Raw genomic sequence first — 23,847 nt, forward strand, 5'->3', positions numbered from 1 at the left:
CGACCGATACAGAGGATAAGGCCGGCGCATTCATGAGAAAAAAACCTTTATCATATCTTGGCCCCCTGATAGGGGTCGTCCTTTTCGGTACAGCCCTTTGGGTGCTGCACCGGGAGTTGTACCAGTACCACTATCATGAAATTATCGCCAGCCTGAGCCGGATTCCCGGAATCCGCCTTTTCGCCGCTATTGCCGTCACTTTTCTGAACTATCTTGTACTCACCGGCTACGATTTACTTTCCTTTCGCTACATCGGCCGTACTCTTGCCTATCCGAAAATTGCCCTGGCCTCCTTCATCGGCTACGCCTTCAGCAACAATGCGGGTTTGGCCATGCTTACGGGAAGCTCAGTGCGCTACCGGCTTTATTCGGCATGGGGAATTACGGCTTTTGAGATCACCAAAGTCGTAGCATTCTATACCATCACTCTCTGGCTCGGTCTTTTTGCCGTTGCCGGAGGTGCATTTCTCATAAACCCCATAGATCTTCCCCGCTGGCTCCATCTTCCCTTCTCATCGGTTCGTCCCATCGGATTCCTGCTCCTGCTGCTCCTCTGTGCTTACCTGACTGCAGCCTTCCTCAAAAAAGAGCCTGTCTCCATTCGAGGCTGGGAGGTCCCCATGCCGCCCCCGGGGCTCTCCATCCTGCAAATCGCCGTCTCCGGACTGGACTGGACCCTTGCTGCCAGCGTTCTCTACATTCTTCTGGAACCGACCCCATCCCTCTCTTTTCCAGCTTTCCTGACCGTATTCCTTCTTGGGCAACTATCGGGATTGGTGAGTCAGGTACCGGGAGGACTGGGTGTTTTTGAATCAGTGATGGTAATAGGACTTGCCCCGGCACTGCCGGCTTATTCGGTCCTCGCTTCCCTGCTGGCTTACCGGATGATCTATTACCTGATCCCGCTCGCCGTGGCCGTTGTGCTTCTGGGACTGCATGAGTTGTTCGCTCTAAGAACCGGTTTTGCAAAGGCCGCCAGGATTTTTGGTGAATGGATCCCTGGTTTGGCACCACCCGTATTTGCTTTCCTGGCCTTTATTTCCGGCGCTGTTCTTCTCGTTTCCGGAGCCACGCCCGGAGCAGGCTGGCGGATGGAATTGCTGCGCCATAGCGTTCCCCTGGCGGTTGTGGAATTTTCCCACTTTTTGGGGAGCATTATCGGCGTCGTTCTTCTCCTCCTTGCCAGAGGATTGCAGCTGAAACTCGATGCCGCCTATTTCCTCACCCTTCTTCTTCTGGGAGCCGGGATGGTGACATCTCTTTTGAAAGGCCTGGATTTCGAGGAGGCAGGGGTGCTCGGAATGGTATTGTTCATGCTCCTGCCCGCTCGGAGATATTTCTACCGAAAGGCCTCGCTTTTTGCGGAGCCGTTCAGTTCAGGGTGGATCGCAAGCGTGGGGATTGTGCTTCTCGCTTCCCTGTGGCTCTGTTTTTTTTCCTTCAAGCACGTTGAATACCGGGGCGATCTGTGGTGGACTTTCACCTTCTCGGGGAATGCTCCGCGCTCGCTTCGAGCCATGGTCGGAGCTGTGATGACGTGCTTTTTCATTGCGGCGGTGCGCCTTCTCCGCCCTGCGCCGCCGCGGTCCAGGCCCGTCTTCAACGCTGCGGAAGAGGAGAAGGTGCAGTCCATTGTCCGGCTTTCGCAAAGTACCTCGGCAAATCTGGCCCTCCTTGGGGACAAGCTGTTCCTTTTCAGCGGGAGCGGGCGGAGCTTCATCATGTATGGAATAGAAGGACGCAGTTGGGTTGCCATGGGAGATCCCGTGGGGGAACAAGACGAATGGAGGGAACTCGTCTGGCAGTTCCACGAGATGTGCGACCGCTACGGAGGTTGGACCGTCTTCTACGAGGTGGGAAAGGAGAACCTTCCCCTTTACCTGGATCTTGGGCTGGTACCTTTCAAAATCGGTGAAGAGGCACGCGTTCCCCTGGGGAATTTCTCGCTGGAGGGGAAATCTAGAAAGGGCTTTCGACGGGTTTGCAACGGGTTTGAGAAGGAGGGCTTTTGCTTTGAAATCGTCGCGGTGGAACAAGTCCCCTCCATGATCCCGATGCTGAAGACAATTTCCGATGCGTGGCTGACGGAGAAAAACACTCGCGAGAAGCGTTTTTCCCTGGGGTACTTCAACCCCGCATATATCCGGCATTTTCCTTTGGGCATCGTACGAAAAGAGGCAACGGTTTTCGCCTTTTGCAACATATTGGAAGGGGCGGAAAAGGAGGAGCTCTCCGTCGACCTCATGCGCTATCTTCCGAGTGCTCCGCGTGATACCATGGAATACCTTTTTCTTCAACTCATGCTCTGGGGGAAGGCACAGGGATATCAATGGTTCAACCTCGGCATGGCTCCCCTCTCCGGCCTGGACGGCCGCACCCTCGCCCCGGCCTGGAACCGGCTCGGCTCCCTCATCTACCAGCACGGGGAACAATTCTACAACTTTCAGGGGCTGAGACAGTACAAAGAGAAATTCGATCCCCAGTGGGAGCCCCGTTATCTCACCTGTCCCCCCGGCTTTGTGCTGCCGCGCATCCTCGCCAATATCGCTTCTCTTGTCTCGGGAGGCATGAAAGGAGTGATCTCCAAATGAAACGCGCACTCTTGGGAATATTCTTCGTGCTGCTTTTCCTTGCGCCGGGAAAGGTGGAGGCACAGGAACTGCCGGCACTGGTCGTGCGGCCTTTCGGAACCGTCAGACTCTACAAGGCCCAGGAGCATCCTTCCCGAGTGGTGATCCTCGTATCGGGGGAAGAGGGATGGAGCGGGGCGGAGACAGAACTGGCGGTGCGGATGGCCTCTCTGGACTGCCTGGTGATGGGGATCGATGCTACGGAATACCTCCGCCCCATCCTTGGGGAAAAATCGTGTACCTACCCTGCCTCAGACTTTGAAAACCTCAGCCGGTTCATACAGCAAAAGCTGGTGCTTCCTCAATATACCCCACCCATACTGGCGGGTTGCTCCGCCGGCGCCGCGCTGGTTTATGCGACCCTGGTGCAGGCCCCTGTGAGCATTTTCACCGGAGGCATCAGCATCGATTTTTGTCCTGTCACCCCTCTCACCAGAGGCGTGTGCCGGGGCCTGGGTTTGGGCTGGGATCAGCAAGACCACCTGCTTCCTGTACCCGAACTACGGACACCCTGGGTGGTGCTGTCCCAGTCCGGAGTCAAGGAGTGTTCGTCCATGGAGGATGCCTTTTTGAAACAGGTAAAGAACGTACAGATCCTGACACCCCAGCAGAAAGAAGAACCTGGAACTCACATTCTCAGTACGAACGACCCACTGCTTGAAGCCATCACGCTCCTTTCCGGCAAAGCGCAGAAGCCCACTGCCCCCACGGCCCGTGATACGGGAAACCTGAAAGGACTTCCCCTTGTCGAAGTTCCTGCTGGAGGTTCGAGCACGGGTTCTTTGCCGGATCTCATGGCCGTATTCCTTTCGGGGGATGGAGGCTGGGCAGGGCTGGATCGAGAGGTAGGCGAAGCCATCGCAAACCATGGCATCCCCGTCGTGGGACTGAACAGCCTCCGGTACTTCTGGACCCCCAGGACGCCTGAAGAGACAGCGCAGGACATCGCTGCCACTGTCAGGCATTACCTCAAAACCTGGAAGAAGGAGAAGGTCATCCTCATCGGCTATTCCTTCGGAGCGGACGTTCTGCCCTTTGTGGTGAACCGCCTTCCAGAGGACCTGAAGGTACGGATTGACCGGGTGGCCCTCATCGGCCCCAGCCGGAGCGCCCAATTCCAGTTCCACTTGACGGATTGGTTCCAAGGCGCATCGGACAATTCTTTTCCTACCCAGCCCGAGGTTCAGCGCATGAAAGGTCAAAAGATTCTGTGCCTTTTCGGCAAAGAAGAAGACCAAAGCCTTTGCCCCGACCTCACCCCCTCCTTGGCGGAACAAATTCCCCTGCCGGGAGGCCACCACTTCGATGGAAACTATCCGGCCATCGCCGCGAAGATCCTCTCCGAGGAAGGGGCTCCTCCCGCCGATCGCTGAAGCATGATGCGGCTGTGCACGGTTCTATCTGGAAGCGATGAAAAAAGGACTATGGCATAAGAGGACCTTTCCTCTCTGAGCCATAATCTGTAGAAAACCCACCTGTAAAATCCTCTCGAGACCCTCCATATTCTGAGTTTCATATACCATGGAAAGCCGGTCGGTATTGTCACGGAATGATGAACTTTTTGTGCATTCTTTCGGCGCAGTCCATTTAAACTATCCGGTTGAACTATTGGGCGGGAACGGGCTGGGGAGTTGAAAGGGGAGATGCGGAAAGCTCCAGTTTGGCGCCGGAATAAAACCGAATGGCTGATTCCCCGATGAGTTTGGAGACTCCCGAAGCGGTGAGGCCCGCTGCGGGCAATGAATAAAGAGGATTGACATCCAGCACCTGAGTGAGCAAGGGAACGCCGGCAGCCAGGCCGGTGGCGGCAACGACGGCGGCCATTTCGGGAACGCGGGCGGCATCATCGATATCTTTTCCATGGAGCAGAGCGATCTCCAGGACAAGATAGAGGTGCATTCGCGTGATCACAGAAGCTCCCCCCACCAATCCCAGAAATTGCAGCGCCTGGCCAACTCCCGGAATAAGCGCCGGCAAATGCATGAGTGTCCCTCCGAGAAACGAGAGGGGGATTTGCGCTTCAATGAGGCGACGCGCTTTCTGCTGCGGGGTTTCGTCAGGGAAAGCCTCATTGACGGCATCCACGACCTTGCGAACACGATTTTTTCTCAGGCGAAAAAAAAAGTAGAAAAACTGATCCGTCAAAATGCTCTGTTGGGAAACTTCTGTTTTATCGGCCATGCCAGTCCTCCCAAAGATGGCTAACTGGTTTAAACAACTTGCAAAGCGATATGGAGATTGATACCGCGGCAAATCAGGCGGGCAGAGATATTACTGCCACGAACGTTATCACATGTCAAGAAGCGCCATATTCTGTGCACTGAGGCATCCAGACAGAAGTGACGCAGCGATCATTCTACCGTGTTCCGGTTTGAAAGGCATGGGGGTGAACGGAAGGCCACTGTTGGCATGAGTCAGCTTCCCTGCCATGCTGACAGCCGGTCATAAGCAGGTGGCTTTCGACCATCGAAGAAATCGCAAGCGAGATAATATCGAAGATCCTCCATCCAGATTTTGAAGTAGGAACCCCGGTTTGCGATGTTTTTGAGCAGGCCGAACGGATTGCGCCTTGCATGCAGAATGGGGCCGAACATCTCGGAAGGATCGCGGAAACACTCCCAGTCACAGTGATGGCAGAAGGGTTCACGGTTCAGCTTTTCCCGGTCCAGCTCGCAGAAATCACCGAGATTTTCCTTCCCGCGGAAACCGCATGGATAGGCATTTCCATCTTTGGAGTCAATAAAGAAGCAGTCGATGCCGCCTCGGCAGGGATAATCGCTCATCGTGCCCTGTGCATACTGCCTGTAGAGGCTGTCAAGGGAGCATCTCGGAGAGAAGATTCTCGATTTCGAACGGAACTCAGGCACCGTTTCCATCAATGCCCTGAAAAGCATCGCCTTTTCTCCGGAGCTGTAGTGCACTATATAATCCGTCGAATTTGCAGCGTAGATGGGTTTTAGGGATGCGTTTCCATTGAGACCATGGATACTCATGGGGTAACAGGTGTTGATGATGGTAAAGCCCATATTGATGGCGAAGCGGTAGAAACTCCGGAAAGCGGCCTTCATATCTTTCATGAATAACGGGAGATAATCCTCATCTGCAGGGCGACATCCGTCGGAGACCGACCCAGCTCCACCGATATTTCTGTTGATCCCGAGATTGGCCGACGGATAAATGCCATGCCCATGAAATATGGGGACCGCCTCTTCTATTCCCGCAATGACACCGGGAAATCCTCTCATCTTCTCATGAACAGACGGTATTGCAGAATCGATACTGATCCAGAGGTTCCTGAGAGGGGTGTCGGCCAGCATTTCCGCAATGCGATTCACCCGCGAACGGAAACCGGGCCGCTCCGGCTGGGTGAACAAAAAGCCGTTGGTACCCGTGCGTATGTATTCAATGCCCGCACTGCCCGCATATTTTATGAGAACAACCAGCTCGTCCAGAAAAAGCAGCGGTTCCCCTCCGGTAAATGAAACAATCTTGATCCCTGTTTCCGAAGCCCTGTCCAGAATCCGCTTTATTCTGTCCACTGAAAGTTTTGTACGGGGAAAAGCTTCGGTCACCCTCATACCGCATTGGGGACAGCGCGCATTGCAATGATCCGTGAACTGAATCACGAGCTGTCCGGGGATTCTCTTTTGCATGAGCGATAACAAATCGTGGGAGACACCCATTTTGACGACCACCTTCTTGTAAAATCAAGAATTTTGACCTGTCCGATGAAAAGGTTCCGGTTCGCTGAAGTCATTTAGCCGGCCCTGAATCTTCACGCAACATCACCCGGATGTTCCATGAATTCGACTCTTTATTTATGAAGATTTCGTGTCGGACATTTTAATTTTTTGTTAAGGATCGAAGCTGAGAAGAGACCTCACTTCTTTTCAAAACCGGCAGGAACCGAGATTTCTTCACAATCGCGCCCCTTGCAGGCCGATGTTATGGAAGGTCTCCCCGTCGTTCGATCTTGAACAAAACCTATGATTTTCATAGGAAGAATTGAAGGTGGATACACCAAAGAGCAAATACTAGAGCCGATGCAAATACGGGGGAACAAAAAAGCGTTGAAAAATTTTCAACACGGAAAATGAATTCCCTCATCAAACAGCAAGGCTATTCGATTCAACAACGCGGGAAGTTTAAGATTACGTATTTATAACATTATACGGCCGGCACCCGCACTTTTGGCGTGCATTTCATGCACTCCCGGACAACCCTTTAAAAAGGTTTCGACCCTTAAAGTATTGCCGTCAGCACGGACAGGGGAGTACCTCCGAAAGCCGCATCCATGAGCAATCCCAAGACGGCCTTACTCACCAGCTTCCCACTTTTTGAGACCGTATCTTCTATAAGCTGGTCGTTGGTAACCGCCTTGGAAGGATCAAAATGGCCTCTCTTTGTGAGAATATCCAGGATCGCTTCCTTGTTCAACACATCCGAATCATAATTGATCACCACACTGCCCGTGGTCTTATTGGATACAACCGACAAGACGCCTTCTTTCTTGCTGAGGAGCTCTTCAATTTGCAGGGCCCTTGCCGGGTTGCCCTTTATGGCAGGGGTCTTGACACGTAGCCTTCCCGGGACATCGTGAACGTAGTAGCTCATTTCGTCTCCTTTTCCAATATCTTCTTGAAACATTTACATTCTGGATAGTTTGAGCACCTGAACCGCGTCGCTCCATTTTCTCTTTTGTAAACGTGCATTGGCTTCCCACAGGCGGGGCAAACAGGCCTTTCAGCCGGCTCGACCCTCCGCGAACCTGGAGTAAACTGGAGCCCACAGGCAAGGCACAGGTACCTCTGCTTTCCCTGTTTGGTCTTCCCATACCGGTATACGGTTTCGGCTCCGCATCTTGGGCACTTCACTCCCGCCATCAAACCCCAGATCCTTTCACGATCTGAATATAAGCGGCGGTTATTCCATTTCCATGAAGAGAACGTTACATTCTGGTGACACAAAAGGTTTGACGATTCGAGGCCGTTATGCGAGTTGTTAAACGAATGCAATACAGGCAGAAGGAGAAGAAAACAGTATTCACGCTTTCACACAATCTTCCAATGAAGCACCTTGGTTACCACCATGAGACCCCCACGGTACGAAGAGAGGAGATCCTTCAAGGATCGACGGAGCAAGCCGACCTCGCCTTTCACCCTGGCGAGCCTTCGGGGCCGGCGCAGACAGGTCCGCCGGGAAGAGGATGCTTCAGTTCACCGCTATGTGGATCTTTACGACTGGGATATCGTTTCCCTGATCCTGCTGATCCTCCTGCTTTCCCTGTCGGATGCCTTCCTGACCCTCCTGCTCATTGAAATGGGAAGTTCGGAAATCAACCCCGTCATGGCGTTTTTTCTGGAATTCGGCCCCCTCCATTTTGTTCTCTCAAAATATGCCCTGACGGCCTTGGGCTCGATCTGGTTGCTCATTCACAAGAATTTTCAATTTTTCAACCGGACTCTCACAGTCAGGTCTGTCCTGGTCTATATCCTCTTCCTGTATAGTTGCCTCATTGTCTACGAACTCTCTCTAATCTTCTGACGGCCAGGCCACTCCCCCCTCTTGCCCTTGAGATACCCCAACGCGCATCACCAAAACTTCAGCCGCGTCCCCCGCTTTCGAAAACAAACTTCTTGCCATAGATTCACAGTTTTGAAACCATTTCGTATCCATTGAATCCTGTTAATTCCCGATAAGAGACATAATTGTTCTTTTTTCTGCATTGAATGCTCATGCGTGAACCCCCTTGTTTATTTCAAAATATTCAAAAAAAATTCATTTAATTACATTTATTTCAATACACAGCCGCTTCGATTCCGAGAATCCTGGTATGAGGTTTGCTCATAAGTCCTTGCAAAACTTGTAAAATGAAAAATCAACCGAAGTAGGACAAATGAAACTCGTAAATGTCACTCTATTCAGTTCTTTCGAGGAAAGGAAGGCTTTTCAATGAAGTTCATTTAATGAACAAAAGGTTTCTGACAATTCAATAAATTTGAATCAAGAGAATTGTTTTGAGTCTCATGAGAAATATTTACCCAGACAACCTAAGGAGACCCCATGTTCAAAAGATGCAAGCGACTGTGGAACACGTATCCGCTCAAATCTCATTACGATGCAGTGATCATCGGGGGGGGATTGCACGGGCTGGCGACGGCCTATTTCCTGGCCAGCCGCCACGGGATGACCCGTGTGGCGGTTCTCGAGAAACGCTACATCGGCTTCGGAGGTTCGGGGCGCAACACGGCCATCGTGCGGGCCAATCAGCGCACCCAGGAAAATCTTCCCCTTTACAAGGAAGCCCTGGACCTCTGGCCGGTCTTGACCAAAGAACTGGATTTCAACCTCATGTTCTACAACTGCGGCAACCTCAACCTGGCTCACAGTGAGGCGGCCCTCAAGGCCATGCGCATGCAGGTGGCTTCGGCCCAGTTCAATGGCGTCAAAATCGAACTGGTGGATCGCAGGGAATGCAAGGAGCTGATTCCCATCCTGGATATTTCCGATCGGCCCCGATATCCCATTTTTGGAGGAATGTTTCACCCTCCCGGAGGCATCGTGCGCCACGATGCCGTCGTGTGGGGACTGGCAAGAGGGGCATCCAAGTACGGAGTCCATATCCACCAGGGAACGGAAGTGCAGGGGATCGGAGTCCGGAACGGAAAGATCCAACATGTGGATACCGACAAAGGAAGGATTCACACCCCCAGGGTCCTGACGGCTGCGGGGGGCTATTCGGCCGATATTTCCTACCGGATGCTCGGCATCAAGCTCCCCATCAGCCCTTTGACGATTCAGGCCATGGTGACGCAGCCCTTGAAGCCGATCCTGCACCACGTGGTCTCCTCGGGCATGTACCACTGCTACGCCAATCAGACCCTCAAGGGAGAGATTGCCACGGGAGCCCACATGGACCCCTGGCCCAACTACACCACTCGGACGAGCGCCCACTACATCAAGCACCAGGCCGAAGCCCTGGGTGAGATGATCCCGTGCCTGAGAGGCGTGAAATTCATGCGCACCTGGGCGGGGCTGGCCGACATGACCCCCGATATGGCTCCCATCATGGATGGGAACGACCACATTCAGGGCTACTATATGGATTGCGGATGGGGGTATTTCGGGTTCAAGTCGTGTGCCGTCACCGGCAAGTACATGGCCGAATTCATGGCAAAGGGCGAATGCCCGGAAATCTTGAAGCCTTTCACTCTACGGCGCTTTCAAAACCACAACCTCATGGGGGAAACGGCCGCCCTCGTGGAATATACATCCGACAACTAAAAGGAGGCTTCTCATGTCATTGCAGATCACCTGTCCCATCTGCGGAAAACGCAGTGGGTATGAATTCCGTTACGGAGGGGAAGAAAAGGGTCCCAGGCCCGAAACGTCCGATCTCACACCGGAAGCTTGGTGTGAATATGTCCACATGAACAAATCGACGGCAGGCATTCAGGAAGAATGGTGGTGCCATCGAAGCGGCTGCGGGAGTTGGTTTCGCATCCATCGTGATACGCGTACCAACCTCCAGGTGCCGTCACCTGAAGCTGCCGAGGGATCGGAGGCGGAAAAATGAACAGATTGAACCAAATGCCAACGCTTCGAGTGCACCCGGAAAAGAAAGTCACCTTTCGCTACGGAAAGAAAACCATCCGGGGGATGGAAGGGGATACGATCGCCACGGCCCTCTATGCCGCAGGAGTGCGCATTTTCTCTCGCAGTCTCAAGTATCACCGTCCGCGCGGCCTCTACAGCCTGGATGGCGAATGCAGCAACACCATGATGAAGGTAGACGGTATGCCCAATGTCTCGGCAGAAAAGACCTTCATTCGAAACGGCATGGTGGTGGAACCCCAGAATTGCCTCGGCAGCCCGGAATGGGATTTCATGAGTTTCATGGACAAAATGAGCTGGGCTATGCCGGCTGGATTCTATTACCGCGTTTTTCACAGGCCCGCCAGGCTATGGCCTCATGTGATCAAGCTCATTCGAAACGCTGCAGGCCAGGGAGCGCTTTCGCCCGATTTTGAAATGAAGGGCCGGTTCGACGAGATTTTTCCCCGGGCGGATGTCTGTGTCATCGGTGGCGGTGCCGCGGGAATGTCGGCTGCGCTGGCTGCTGCGGAACAGGGACTTCGCGTGATTCTTCTGGAAGCGAGACCCTGGCTGGGAGGCTGCTGGGAATACCGCGCCCTTCCTTACGACGGGGATGTTCCCCTTTATGAAAAGGCCCGGGAACTGGCCCGGCGCGTTGAAGAACACGACGGAATCCGGGTCTTGAAACATACGGCGGTGGTGGGGACCTACCCTGGGAATGTCGTCACGGGCTTTCAAAAAGGCGGCTCATCCGATTCCTTCGACGAACGCTACATTGAAATCCGGGCGGAAAGCGTCGTGGTCGCCACGGGATGCATCGAACGCCCCCTGCTCTTTGACAACAATGAACGGCCGGGAGTCATGCAGGCGGGATGCGCCCAGCGTCTGGCAAGAACCTGGGGGCTGCTGCCGGGAAAAAAGGCCGTTTTCAGCGTGGGGCACGACCTGGGGCTTGAAACAGCGCTGGACCTCTTCGACCTCGGAGTGGAGATCGCCTGCATCGCAGACCACCGGATGGACGGACAGTCCCCTGCCCTCCTTTCCAAACTGGCCGGCCGCAAGATCCCTCTTCTCAAGGGATGGGTCGCCGCCAGGGCCCACGGACGAAAAGGTGTCACGGGAGTCACCCTGACCACCCACAATGGAATTCGCCGGCGTGAGTATCCGTGCGATCTGTTGGTGGCGTCCGCGGGACTCACTCCTGTTTCGGGTCCCCTCAGCCTGGCGGGAGCCAAACTTGCCTACGACGGTGCGACCGGCTTCTTCCTGCCCGTGAGCTTCCCGGAAAAAATGCACGCAGCAGGACGTTTGCTGGGACTCTCTGAAGGAAAATCCCTGGAGATGTCCGGAAGGATCGCCGGCCTTCGCGCCGCCATGGACTGCGGGAAAAACACGGCTTCCGAGCTGGAAGACGTTCAAAAAAAGCAGGCCGCGACCACCGCTCCTTCCCACGGTTGCAAACATGTCATGGCGCCGGTGAAAGGCCGCAAGACCTTCATTTGTTTCGATGAAGACACAACGGTGAAAAACGTGGATCAGGCCATGAAGACGGGCTTCGATGTGCCGGAACTCATCAAGCGCTGGACAGCAGCGGGAACCGGCCCCGGCCAGGGAGGCATTCCCGGGCACAATCTTCCTCTTTATGTCGCTCAAACGGGAGACTCACCCGACCGGGACCCGAGACCCACCACCGTGCGTCCGCCGCTGGTCCCCACCCTCATTGCCACCTATGCCGGCTCCAACCATGACATGAGCAAACGGACCCCGATGCACGATGCGCAGGTGGCCGCAGGCGGCCGCATGGAACGCATCGGAGTATGGAATCGCGCCCGCCGCTTCAGCGACGACCTGACGGTCCGGGACGAAATCCTCAATGTACGCAACAACGTCGGCATGCTCGATTCTTCGACCTTGGGCAAATTCAGGCTCTTCGGGCCCGACGCCCTGAAGGCTCTCCAGCGCGTCTACGTGGGAGATATGTCCAAGACCGTCGAGGGCAGGGTCAAATATTCCGCCATGTGCAATGAAGACGGCTGTGTCATCGACGACGGCGTCGTCATCAAGCGAGGGGAAAACGAATACTACCTGACCAGTTCCACGGTTAGAGCCGGCGCCACCGCCGAGTGGTTCCACTACCATACCCGCTACGAAAAATGGGACTACCACATCGTGAACCTCACGGACGCCTTTGGAGTCATCAACCTGGCAGGTCCCAACAGCCGGAAAGTCCTGGAAAAAGTGACCGATGCGGATGTTTCCAACGAGGGTTTTCCCTTCATGGGCTACAGGGAATTTTTCATCGAGGGAGAAATCCCCGTCCGGGCCATGCGGCTGGGTTTTGTCGGGGAGCTCTCGTATGAATTCCACGTCCCATCCTCTTACATGCAGGCTCTCTGGGACGTTCTGGAAGAAGCGGGGCAGCCTTTCGGCATAAAAAACTTCGGGTTGGAAGCCCAGAACGTACTGCGGCTGGAAAAGGCTCATGTCATTCTGGGAGCGGAATCCGAACAGCGGACAACCCTGCATGACATCGGGCTCGGCTTTCTCTGGGCGCGCAAAAAACCGGAATGTCAAACGGTAGGTGTTGCAGCCCTGCGGCATACGGAACATCAGAAGGGACGTTTGAAACTGGTGGGATTCCAAATGGCCGACGGGTCTGCCCGTCCACCCAAAGACGGGTCCATCATTGTGGACAGCAGGATTCGCGGATATGTCTGCACCGCCAGGTACTGCCCGGCGCAGGAAAAGACCGTCGGGCTGGCATTGGTGGAGGATTCCCTCACGGAAATGGGCACTCGCCTGGGAATCTACGAAGATGGCTGTGAAGGGAAGCTGCTCCATGGAGAAGTGATTCCAACCCCCTTCTACGATCCCGAAGGCACGCGGATGAAGATGTAGTGGAAGCAGAAGGCTCGCCGGAATCCTGTGTTTTTAGTAACTTACAAAATTTCTTTGCCCCTGATTTTCACCGGGGTGACGACTTTTTCGAATGCATCACGTGCAATACCGGGAGGAATATACATGAAAACCATAAGGAGAATTTCGCCGGTAGTTTTTCCCGCCCGGCCCCTTGAAACCGAAATTCGAGGGGCGTGGCAGGTGGTTCTTCAATATGAGAAGGAACATGAAGAAGCGCCTTTTGTGACCGATCTGAGCCACCGTCTCAAATGGATTTTGCAGGACGCCCAAATCGGCGCGTTCACCCCCTTTGGAATTCGGATACCCGAGGTGCCGGGGGAAAGCGTTCTCCAGGGCGGATTTGTCGTCAGCCGCACCGGGCGCACCGGCGCATCCATCTATCAGCTCTGGGGAGAAGCGGCGGCTTCCCCCCAGGAAGCCGCTTTCACGGAGGTCACTGAGGGATACATGATGACCGCAGTGGTGGGACGTGGTGTCTTTGGCATCGCGGAAAAACTCACCTCCATGGATCTCGGCGATCCCCAAAAGGAGGCGCCTTTCCTGGTGCAGGGACCGTTTTCGCATGTCCCTTCCCAGGTTGTGGTTCTGAAAAGAAACGGCCTTGACGGAGCCTTCCTCGTGGCATGCTCACGTGGATATGCGAAAGACATGGTTCACGCCATCATGGATACAGGGGAGGAATTCGGGCTGCGCCCAGCCGGAACCAAGCGATTCGAAAGCGCTCTGGCGTAAAACGGGTGAAACAGGATGATTTGACGGAAAGAAACCAGGAGCGATACGACCTTGTTGACGGGAACCCATCGAAGCTGTTACCCTTTTTTAGGATTCAGATGAGGGGGTTTCCATTCCGCAAGGTTTCGAGAGGGAAACCGATCTGTCGACAACTCAGGCCATGCAAGAGAAAATGAAGACTCCGCATTCAGAAAGTAGCGAACAGAGTGGCCAGAACAACAAATTGGAACTGGCTATAGGGCGTGAAATACGCAGCTTCCGAAAAAAGATGGATCTCACCATCGCTGAACTGGCCAAGCTGGCCGGCCTTTCCGCCGGCATGCTTTCCAAAATCGAAAACGGAAACGCTTCCCCTTCTCTTGCAACGCTTCAATCCCTCTCTCAGGCTCTGAACATTCCGGTCACGGCATTCTTCCGAAAGTTCGAAGAAGAGCGTGACGCCAGTTATGTTCGAGCCGGTCAGGGGCTCGTCATCGAGCGGCGGGGAACACGGGCGGGCCATCAGTACAGGCTTCTCGGGCACAGCGTGGGCAAGAGCATCAATGTCGAACCTTACCTCATCGAACTGTCCGAAAAGTCGGAGGTCTTTCCTCTTTTCCAACATCCCGGCATGGAATTCATCTATATGCTGGAAGGGAAGATGCTCTACATGCACGGCAACCGGTCGTACCCTCTCCTGCCGGGAGATTCCCTCTTCTTCGACGCCGACGCTCCCCACGGGCCGGAGGAGCTCAACGAACTGCCCATAAAGTTTCTCTCCATCATCGTCTCCCCAAGGTTTTCAGAGTAACACCAGGTAAACCGGCCAGGAAATGCGCCGCGATACCCCGTACGGCTCCGCGCAAATAAATGATCAAAATCCCATTTATGCGGGCATGTACTAGCCGGTATACGGTGGCGAAAGCTCTCTCGCCCCACTGAACGATTCAATCCCTCGAGAAGGGGCAGGGGGATAAAGCTCGAACAACATCCCCCTTCAAAGGGGGAGTTCATATCGGCATCTGCCCCGGGGGCTTTTTTGCCTGGAAAATATTTCATTAAATGAAAAAAAAGTGAATGAAATTTGCATAGTTCTTCCCTGAATGTGAAACGTTCAAAAACCATCCCCACATTGTGACAAGGGAAGGTTCGAAAAAGGGAGAGCTGAGTTTTTATCTTGGGAGTTTTACTTCGGGAGGTACTCATGTGCGCCATAGCAGGGATTCTTCGTAAAAACGGCAAAAGCAAAAAACTGAAAAAAACAACGGGAGAAGCGCTCACAGAAATGCTGGACGCCACCTTACACCGCGGTCCCGATTCCGCCGGATGGGCTCTCTACAAAGAACCCGTGGGAGAAGAACTCCGGCTGCGCTTTTTCGTTTCTCAAGGTGAAGGGATGGACAAAGACCGGGAACGCATAGGCAAAAGGCTGGCCGATTTGAACGCCACGGTGACCGATGCGGAAGTGACGGGCTGCACCTATGGCATCCGCATTCGATATAGTGGAGATATCCTTTCGCTGACCCACGGCCTGGAACGGGATTTCAAACTGGTCTCCATGGGAACGAGCCTCGACATCATCAAGGACGTGGGGCAGCCGCGGGAAATTTCCGACCGCTACGGAATCGGAGCTTTCGACGGCACACACGGCATCGCCCACATCCGCCTTGCCACCGAATCGGGAGTCCATCCCCAGACTTCTCATCCATTCTGGGCCTCCGGCTTCGCGGATGTGGCCACAGTACACAACGGACAGCTCACCAACTACTGGATCATGCGCCGCCGGCTGGAGCGGCAGGGAATGATCTTTCAGACGGAAAACGATACGGAACTCATCGCCGTCTACCTGGCGTACCAGATGAGCCAGGGAGCATCCCTTGAAGACGCTCTCAAGGAATCCCTGGACGACCTGGACGGCACATTTTCGTACCTTGTCGCGACAAAAGATTCCATCGGGTACGCCAAAGACAAACTGGCCGCCAAGCCTCTGGTCATCTGTGAAAATGACGACCTGATAGCCGTTTCATCCGAGGAAGTCGGGCTGAACCGGCTTTTTCCGGGAGAGGCCCTCGAGACCGTGGAACCGGCTCCCTTTACCTGCGGGCTCTGGTCGCGAACCGTCTGAGAAGGTCCTCGAAAGCACACTATTGTTACTTTTTCATCTATTCAGCCTCTTATGACGGCAGAAAGGGTGTAAACAGATGGCAACAATCGATCTATCCAGCATGTCTATACGTACCGTCAATGAGGTGATCAAGGGGTACGGGGCAAACCATCAGGATGTGGAACTCATCAACCCGGACGCAAGGCACTATATCGCCGTGGGTTTGACCAATCCCATCAAAATAAAAATCCGCGGTTCCGCGGGGTATTTTTGTGGGGGGCTCACCGACGGTCCCACCATAGAGGTCGAGAAAAACGTGAGCTGGGGAGTGGGCGACAATATGCTCGCCGGCTCCATCGTCGTGGGCGGCAATGCCGGAGCGATCGCCGGCGAAGCCCTGCGCGGCGGTGAAATCGTCATCAAAGGCAACATGGGGTCCCGCGCAGGACAGGTCATGAAGAAGGGAACGCTCTGCTGCGTGGGCAATTCCAGCTTCATGGCCGGTTACATGATGTACGGAGGACGCCTCATCATTCTGGGAAATTCAGGCCTCAAGGTAGGCGAAGACATGGCGGGGGGCGCAATCTTCGTGGGCGGAGCCCTGGAATCCCTGGGCAATGACGCCATGGTCTGCGAGCCGACCCGGGAAGACATCGACGGCATCATGGAATTCCTGGACCGCTATGGAATAACCTTTCAGGGTTCTTTCAAAAAGATCGTCTGTGCAGGAAAGGGATTGCGCTATTCCAAGCCCGAAGTTCAAAAGCGCTATATCCCCTTCAAGGAGTTTTCCGGGGGAAATGCCGCTTACTGGAACGAAAAGGTTCAGGAAGACATTCGCATCAAGGGAGAGATCGGCCGGTACCGCATCCGGGGCTACGGCGCCGCACGGCATATTCCCCACTTTCAGGACATTGCCTTCAAAGCGGATCTTTCCAAAGCCGGGAAAGATGCGGATGGACTCTCGCGGGTGAATCTCAGGACCTTTGTCGGCGGCAAGCACGGGGGAAGAGCATTGGATCTCAGCATGCCCGTCATGATCGCTCCCATGAGCTACGGCGCGGTGAGCGGCAAAATGAAGGCCGCTCTCGGTGCCGCTTCGCGCCTTTCCGGCATTTCCGAAAATACCGGCGAAGGCGGTATGTATTCCGTAGAACGGGCCGAAGCCCGGCAACTCATCGCTCAATGCCTCTCGGGACGACTCGGGTGGAACATCCACGACATGAAAAGGGCGGACGCCCTGGAGCTTTATATCTCCCAGGGAGCCAAACCGGGCCTGGGCGGACAGCTCATGGCCTCCAAACTCACCCGGGAAATTGCCGAGATGCGAGGGATTCCCGCAGGAATGGATCTGCGCTCCCCGTCAAGGCATCCCGACGTTCTGGGAGGCGACGACCTCATCATGAAAATCCAGGAATTTCGGGAAGCCGTGGGAGGAAGGCTGCCCGTAGGGCTCAAGCTCGGGGCCGGCCGCACGCGCGACGACATCAAGATCGCACTCAAAGACGACCTGGATTTCGTCGAACTGGACGGACTCCAGGGAGGCACGGGTGCCGCCGCCTGTGAAGTCCTGGAATATGTGGGAATCCCCACCATCGCCGCCATTATGGAAGCCCGGGATGGATTGGCGGAAATCGACGCGGAAGGGGAACTCCCCATTGTCCTCATGGGGGGCATCCGCAACGGAGTGGACGCAGCCAAGGCCATCGCTCTCGGGGCAACGGCCGTTGGACTCGGCACTTCCATGCTCATCGCCGCGGGATGCACGGGATGCATGCAGTGCAGCACGGGGAATTGCCCTGTGGGCATCGCCACTCAAAACGAAAAGTACACGGAGCGTTTCGACGTCGAATCCAAGGCACTGAGGATGCACAAGTACCTGGAATCCATCCGCTGGCAGCTCGCTTCCATCGTGCAGGCTCTTGGGTACACGGACGTTCGGCAGCTCTCCCGCAACGATCTCGTGGCCCTGACTCCCGAGGCCGCAGAAATGACCCGGCTCCCCTACGATCCCGGCTATCGGAATAAATTCACAGGGCTGCGGGAGGAATCCGAACGGTTCGAAAGAGGAAAGAGCGAAACGGGGTCCGCTGGTTTTTCCCGGCGCGACCGGATCGCCATTCAGGCCATGTCGAAAGCTGATGCAAGGAACACTGAAAAACAGAGGGAAATCCTCATGCAACTCCTGCGCCCCGGAGAAAATCCCTTTCCCGAAAACCGTCCGGCTCACCTGGATGACCTGGTTTTCCTTTCCGCAGCCCTGACCCGCCTGGTCATCGACCCGTACAGGGAGGAGTGCAGCACCCGCACCCGCATCAGCAGGTCGGCAGGGCTGGGAAGAGTTCCCGCGGGCGCGCCATGGGTCGATTTGGCACAGCCCTTCCTTTTCACTGGTTTTGACGCTGCACCCCTGGACGTAAAGGCGGCCCTTGCCAAAAGCCTTGCAGAAACGCAATGCGCCTATGTGGGCAGAATGCCTCTCATGGAAGGGATTCCCGGAAACGAAGAGGAAGCATGGAAAAAGGTTTTCTGGTTTCAAATTCTATGCAATGGGGATTGCCCCCATCCTGAAGCTGCAGCCCTCGTTCATGCCCCCGGCAATACGTTCAAACCCATGGAGATGGAGCGGCAGAGTTCCAGCCAGCTTCTCGGCATGGTTGCCACGGCGAAAACTCTTCGGGAGGCACTACCGCATGCCCTTGAAAAGCAAATGGACTTTCTTCTGCTGGATTCTTCTCTGGGCATGGAACACCCATGGGCCGAACTCAAGGGGCAGCCGGACCTCACCCTCATGAGAGATGCAATCCATCTTCTGCGCGATATGAACCGGGAAGAAGAGATCGCCCTCATCAATTTTGGCGGCATGCGGTCGGGCACGGACGTGGCAAAAGTCCTCGCCCTCAACTGCAAGGCATCCGTCTTTGGAGTCGCTGCCGGGATCGCACTGGGAGGAAGGGTTGAGGGGAAGAGCGTTCACTTCGATACCCCCATGACCATGGAAGAGAGATCCACAGCCATGACCCAGTGGATCAAGGGAACCGCCCAGGAAACGGCCATCATCGCCCGGTGTACGGGAAAAACCGACATCCACAACCTGGAACCGGAGGACATGCGCAGCATCACCCTGGCAACATCCAAAGCTCTCGACATTCCTCTGGCGTCGGGCCGAAAAAAACGGGAAGGCTTTTAGTGCGACATTGCCACATTAACCACAAAGACACGGAGAGAACACAAAGATTTCATTTGATAGTCTTTCTCTGTGCCCTCTGTGTCTCCGTGGTTCAAATAAAATCTGACAATGTCAAGTGAGGGACCAGGAGAAATCGAAGCGGATTAGGCTCCCAAGCAGAGGGATTTTCAGACAGCCTATCCAAGACAAAACAAATGAAGCGAAGGGCGAAATGCCCGATAGCCGGGAGAGCCCTTTCCACGTAAAGAGACAATGTTCTTTTCCGGTCTAGTGCTTCTTGATTCAGGGAGGATAAGTCGCTAATATAGCCACGGGTTCGGAAGGAATCGTTTTTTTCCTCCAGGTTTCGGATAGTCGGGCTGCTGCCCACGATCGCCGTTGTGGACAGCGGCCTTTTTGTTTGGGCTTGCCGGTCCCGACGGGAAATCAAATCTTCCGATAGGGTGGAACTTTCGCCTCCGTGTTCTATAGAGAAGGAGAACCAGTCATCTCATGCAAATACCGCTTCTGAGCGACATTGTGATCATCTTTGGGCTGGCCATCGGTGTGCTCTATATATGCCACCAGTTGCGCATCCCGGCCATTGTCGGGTTCCTTTTGACAGGCGTATTGGCGGGACCTCACGGGTTCGGTCTGATCGGCGCCGTTCACGAGGTGGAAGTCCTGGCTGAAATAGGGGTGGTGCTGCTCCTTTTCACCATCGGCCTCGAATTTTCCATGAAAAGCCTCTGGCAGCTCAAAAGGTCGGTTCTTATCGGCGGTTCCTTCCAGGTATTTGCGACCCTCCTCATTACATTTCTCATAGCCAGAATGCTCGGCCAGGACGTTGGAAAATCCATATTCCTCGGCTTCCTGGTATCCCTGAGCAGCACGGCCATAGTCCTCAAGCTTTTGCAGGAAAGAGCCGAGGTAGATAGCCCTCAGGGCAGGATCGACCTTGCTATCCTGATCTTTCAAGATGTGGTTGCCGTTCCCATGATGCTTCTCATCCCCCTCATGAAGGGAGGCGAGGGAAATGTTTCTGGGACTTTCACGATGCTCTTCCTCAAAGGAATAGCAATCGTGGTCCTGGCTATATTCAGCGCCAGATGGGTTGTTCCTCATGTTCTCTTTCAGATTGCAAAGACAAGAAGCAGAGAGCTCTTTCTCCTCACCGTCGTCGTCATGTGCCTCTCGGTTGCCTGGCTTACATCAAGCATCGGGCTCTCACTCGCTCTGGGAGCATTTCTCGCCGGTCTCATTATCTCGGAATCGGAATATAGCTACCAGGCCCTGAGTAACCTCCTCCCCTTTCGCGATCTTTTCACGAGCATCTTTTTCATCTCTATAGGCATGCTGGTCGATTCCCGCGTGATGCTCGAGCATCCAGTAATGGTCGTTTTGATCATTTTGGGCATCCTGGTCCTAAAAACAATCCTGGCAGGCGGCGCGGCCGCTCTTTTGGGATACCCTTTCCGCACGATGGTCCTATCGGGGCTGGCACTCAGCCAGATCGGCGAGTTTTCCTTCATCCTCTCCAAGGCAGGGGTCAAGCACGGTCTTCTTTCCGGAAATGCATATCAGGTTTTTCTTGCAGTATCCGTTCTCAGCATGGCGGCAACCCCTTTCATCATTGCACAGGGAGTTCCCATTGCCGCCCTGCTCATGCGTTTTCCTATGCCGGTGAGGCTGCAAACCGGCCTGAAACGTGCGCCCAAGGAGCCCGTAAACAACGGTCAAGAAATTCCAAAGGACCATCTCCTCATCATAGGCTACGGGCTAAACGGCAGGAATGTGGCGCGTGCCGCCAGGAGTGCCGGCATCCCCTACATGATCGTTGAGATGAATCCAGTGACGGTAAAAAAAGAGAAAGCGAAGGGAGAACCCATCTATTTTGGGGATGCGAGCCAGGAGGCCGTCCTTGAACATGTGGGCGTGCACAATGCAAGGATCATGGTCGTTGCCATCCCCGACCCTGTCGCTACCCGAATGGTGGTAGCGTCAGCCCGCAGTCTCAACCCAAGGCTGCACATCATCACCAGGACCCGCTATTTGCCGGAGATGAAGCCGCTTTACGAGCTTGGCGCAAACGAAGTCATTCCGGAAGAATTTGAAACTTCGGTTGAAATCTTCAGCCGGGTTCTCGCCAAATATCTCATCCCAAGGGATGAGATCGAGCGATTAGTAGCCGGGGTTAGAAACGACGGTTACGGAATGCTGAGAAGCCTTTCAGAGGAGGCCACAACCTTTTGTTCCCCGTCTTTTTGTGACTACAGGCTCTACCTTCCCGACGTCCAAATCTGTTCATTAAGGGTGAAAGAGGGAGCCCCTATAGCAGGAAAAACGCTTGCTCAAGTGGGTTTGAGAAAGAGATACGGGGTTACGCTCCTCTCGATCCGTCGAAACTCGGAGATGGTCTCCAATCCAGGAGCCGACACCATATTCCTTGCCGGGGATATTTCCATCCTGGTCGGAACCCCGGAAAAGATTGCACAGATACAGCACTTATTTGAATCCGGCAGCGAGGAGATTGCACCTTCTTAGAACCTATCCGGAAACCACCTGTGGACTTTGCGACACCCCCCTTGGTCCCCCCTCGAGGGGGGAATTAAAGGGGGGTGTCCACTGCCGGGGAAGGTTTTCGGATAGGTCTTAAAGCCTATCTGAAAACCTTCCCCGGCAAATGCGAATTGGTTTTCCCCCTGGCAGACGAACCTTCTGCCGGGGTTTTCTTATGCCCGAATCGAGTTGCCGGGGATTTCCCATTTCCCGTTGTTAGAGAGAGGTAATTTGCATATGCACGAAATTGATCTTCTATCGAACATTGGACTTTCTATTGTTGCTGCAACGTTTTTCGCGCTTCTTGCCAGGGCTTTGAAGCAGCCGTTGATTCTGGCTTACCTTGCGGCAGGAATCGTGGTCGGGCCGAAAATAGGCTTTGGGCTGATCCAGGACGAGGCGAGCATCACGCTCATCTCAGAAATAGGGCTTATTCTTCTCCTTTTCATCATCGGCCTCGAAATCGATCTGAGAAAGCTTCTCTCGGCCGGACGGACCCTCATCGTCTCGGGTCTTTCCCAGTTTCTCATCTGCGCAGCGCTGGGAATCGGTTTTTTTTCCCTCATAGGCTTCGACTTGCGAGGCGGCCGATTCGATGCGCTTTATCTTGCCGTAGCGATGGCATTGAGCAGCACGATGATCGTTGTAAAGATCCTCTATGACAAGTTTGAACTCTCTACACTGCCAGGACAAATCACTCTCGGAATCCTCGTCTTTCAGGATATCTGGGCTATTCTCTTTTTATCCCTACAGCCGAATCTCATGAGCCCGGGAGCGTCGATCATTCTGCTCTCGTTTGTGAAGGGAGCCGGCCTTGTGCTTTTTAGCCTTGCCGTAAGCAAGTACCTTCTCTCGCACGTCTTTTCCTTCATCGCAAAGATCCCTGAACTGCTTCTCGTAACCGCCATCGCCTGGTGCTTTCTCATAAGCGGTATCGCAGGTGAAGTAGGGCTTTCCAAGGAAATGGGAGCCCTTGTGGCGGGAGTGAGTCTCTCCACATTTCCCTACAATATCGACGTCATTTCCAAGGTGACCAACATAAGGGATTTTTTCGTGACACTTTTCTTCGTCGGCCTCGGGCTTCAGATCCCTGTTCCAACAGCCTCGCTCCTTGCCTACGCCGCTTTAGCCTCCCTCTTCCTCGTCGCGACGAGATTTCTCTCCGTCTTTCCCATTCTCTACTCCATGAAGGAAGGGTTGCGCTCGAGTCTTATCCCGTCCATCAACCTGTCGCAGATGAGCGAATTTTCCCTCGTCATTGCATCCCTGGGGCTCGGCTTCAACCACATCGATTCCCAGGTGGTGGGGATTTTGACTTTCGTCTTTGCCATCACATCGGTCGCATCAACCTACATGATCCAATACAACCACGAAATCCAACTGAGGATCGCTCCTGTTCTGGAAAAATTCGGTTTGAAGGATATCGACAGGCAATCCTCTACCGGAGAGGCAGTAGAACAACCAAAGGAGATTGTCTTTCTCGGGTTTTACAGGGAAACGAGCTCGGTCTTTTATGAAATCGAGTCCATGCTGGATGAAAATGGAGTTCCACTTGCAAAGAAGGTGCTGGTGATCGACTTCAACCCCGTGGTTCATTGTGAACTGAATAAACGCGACGTCAAGTGCATCTATGGGGATATTTCGAGTGTGGACACGCTGATGCATGCACACGTCAATCATACTAAGACGCTGGTGTGCACCATCCCGGATACCATCCTTCGCGGCACAACCAATGAAAAACTGCTGAGCCTCTCAAGACGCCTTTGCCCGCAGGCCCGGGTAATAGTAACCGCCAACACCTTGCAGGCGGCCCTGAACCTCTATCAGCAAGGAGCGGACTTTGTCTTCATCCCGAGAATACACTCGGCAGGATTAGTGGCCAGGGTCATCTCCGATTCTTTGCATGAGAACCTCGAGCACTATCGGGAGGAAGAAATGACACATCTCCTGGCCCGCAAGGAAGTCCTTGACTGATATAAGCCTGGAAACCGAGTAAATTGCATCGATTCCCAAAAAACGGCTAATATGTTCCAGACCGTCCCAAAAGCAAAATGAAACATTTTTGTTATTTTTTTATTTACTCCAAAACCTCATTTCAGCCCGGTTCGCACCCGCCGGCTAAAGAGAAAATTGGATCAGCGGACTGTTATAATATGCAT

General features: G+C 54.2%; 16 protein-coding genes. 12 read left to right on the plus strand and 4 right to left on the minus strand.

The genetic code is table 11. The features are described from left to right. The first annotated feature begins 32 nt into the window (after positions 1–32). On the plus strand, positions 33–2,591 hold the full coding sequence (mprF, locus tag QMG16_RS10475) for a bifunctional lysylphosphatidylglycerol flippase/synthetase MprF (protein WP_281794086.1): 2,559 nt from the start codon (positions 33–35) through the stop codon (positions 2,589–2,591). Next, positions 2,588–4,003 carry a virulence factor family protein gene (locus tag QMG16_RS10480; RefSeq protein WP_281794088.1) on the plus strand — a complete coding sequence of 472 codons (1,416 nt, stop codon included), beginning with the start codon at positions 2,588–2,590 and terminating at the stop codon, positions 4,001–4,003. The genes mprF and QMG16_RS10480 overlap by 4 nt, the downstream gene beginning before the upstream one ends. A gap of 232 nt (positions 4,004–4,235) precedes the next feature. Here QMG16_RS10480 and QMG16_RS10485 read toward each other — a convergent pair whose 3' ends face one another. The 4 genes from QMG16_RS10485 to QMG16_RS19580 all read right to left on the minus strand — a co-directional run bounded on the left by QMG16_RS10485 (position 4,236) and on the right by QMG16_RS19580 (position 7,513). Further along, the gene (locus QMG16_RS10485; protein ID WP_281794089.1) at positions 4,236–4,811 is read right to left on the minus strand and encodes a hypothetical protein; all 576 of its coding nucleotides are present in this window, start codon (positions 4,809–4,811) and stop codon (positions 4,236–4,238) included. A 233-nt stretch (positions 4,812–5,044) separates the two neighbouring features. Beyond that, positions 5,045–6,313 (minus strand): radical SAM protein, encoded by a 1,269-nt coding sequence (locus tag QMG16_RS10490; protein ID WP_281794090.1) that lies wholly within the window; start codon positions 6,311–6,313, stop codon positions 5,045–5,047. Between the two features lie 559 nt (positions 6,314–6,872). After that, the gene (locus QMG16_RS10495; RefSeq protein WP_281794091.1) at positions 6,873–7,244 is read right to left on the minus strand and encodes an HMA2 domain-containing protein; all 372 of its coding nucleotides are present in this window, start codon (positions 7,242–7,244) and stop codon (positions 6,873–6,875) included. Then, the gene (locus QMG16_RS19580) at positions 7,241–7,513 is read right to left on the minus strand and encodes an IS1/IS1595 family N-terminal zinc-binding domain-containing protein (RefSeq protein WP_373878670.1); all 273 of its coding nucleotides are present in this window, start codon (positions 7,511–7,513) and stop codon (positions 7,241–7,243) included. The genes QMG16_RS10495 and QMG16_RS19580 overlap by 4 nt, the downstream gene beginning before the upstream one ends. Before the next feature lie 193 nt (positions 7,514–7,706). On the opposite strand from QMG16_RS19580, the gene QMG16_RS10500 reads away from it, so the two are divergent. The 10 genes from QMG16_RS10500 (at position 7,707) to QMG16_RS10545 (ending at position 23,662) form a co-directional block, all read left to right on the plus strand. After that, the gene (locus QMG16_RS10500; protein ID WP_281794092.1) at positions 7,707–8,174 is read left to right on the plus strand and encodes a DUF5658 family protein; all 468 of its coding nucleotides are present in this window, start codon (positions 7,707–7,709) and stop codon (positions 8,172–8,174) included. Between the two features lie 519 nt (positions 8,175–8,693). Continuing rightward, positions 8,694–9,914, plus strand: a complete 1,221-nt coding sequence (locus QMG16_RS10505) for an FAD-dependent oxidoreductase (RefSeq protein WP_281794093.1) — start codon at positions 8,694–8,696, stop codon at positions 9,912–9,914. Between the two features lie 13 nt (positions 9,915–9,927). Then, positions 9,928–10,206: a sarcosine oxidase subunit delta gene (locus QMG16_RS10510; protein WP_281794094.1), complete on the plus strand. Its 279-nt coding sequence runs from the start codon at positions 9,928–9,930 to the stop codon at positions 10,204–10,206. After that, a complete protein-coding gene (locus QMG16_RS10515; protein WP_281794095.1) occupies positions 10,203–13,124 on the plus strand; it encodes an FAD-dependent oxidoreductase in 2,922 nt (973 codons plus the stop codon). Before QMG16_RS10510 ends, QMG16_RS10515 begins: the two co-directional genes overlap by 4 nt. A 123-nt stretch (positions 13,125–13,247) precedes the next feature. After that, positions 13,248–13,877, plus strand: a complete 630-nt coding sequence (locus QMG16_RS10520; RefSeq protein WP_281794096.1) for an aminomethyltransferase family protein — start codon at positions 13,248–13,250, stop codon at positions 13,875–13,877. Positions 13,878–14,049: 172 nt separating this feature from the next. Next, on the plus strand, positions 14,050–14,667 hold the full coding sequence (locus tag QMG16_RS10525) for a helix-turn-helix domain-containing protein (protein WP_281794097.1): 618 nt from the start codon (positions 14,050–14,052) through the stop codon (positions 14,665–14,667). Positions 14,668–15,060: 393 nt separating this feature from the next. Beyond that, positions 15,061–15,981, plus strand: a complete 921-nt coding sequence (locus QMG16_RS10530) for a class II glutamine amidotransferase domain-containing protein (protein WP_281794098.1) — start codon at positions 15,061–15,063, stop codon at positions 15,979–15,981. 76 nt (positions 15,982–16,057) lie between these two features. Beyond that, positions 16,058–19,150 carry a glutamate synthase-related protein gene (locus tag QMG16_RS10535; protein ID WP_281794099.1) on the plus strand — a complete coding sequence of 1,031 codons (3,093 nt, stop codon included), beginning with the start codon at positions 16,058–16,060 and terminating at the stop codon, positions 19,148–19,150. Between the two features lie 492 nt (positions 19,151–19,642). Then, complete coding sequence (locus tag QMG16_RS10540) at positions 19,643–21,673, plus strand: monovalent cation:proton antiporter family protein (protein ID WP_281794100.1); 2,031 nt, start codon at positions 19,643–19,645, stop codon at positions 21,671–21,673. Between the two features lie 252 nt (positions 21,674–21,925). Further along, a complete protein-coding gene (locus QMG16_RS10545) occupies positions 21,926–23,662 on the plus strand; it encodes a cation:proton antiporter domain-containing protein (RefSeq protein WP_281794101.1) in 1,737 nt (578 codons plus the stop codon). Positions 23,663–23,847: the final 185 nt, after the last annotated feature.

The sequence above is a fragment of the Desulforhabdus amnigena genome (assembly GCF_027925305.1).
Classification (GTDB): Bacteria; Desulfobacterota; Syntrophobacteria; order Syntrophobacterales; family Syntrophobacteraceae; genus Desulforhabdus; species Desulforhabdus amnigena.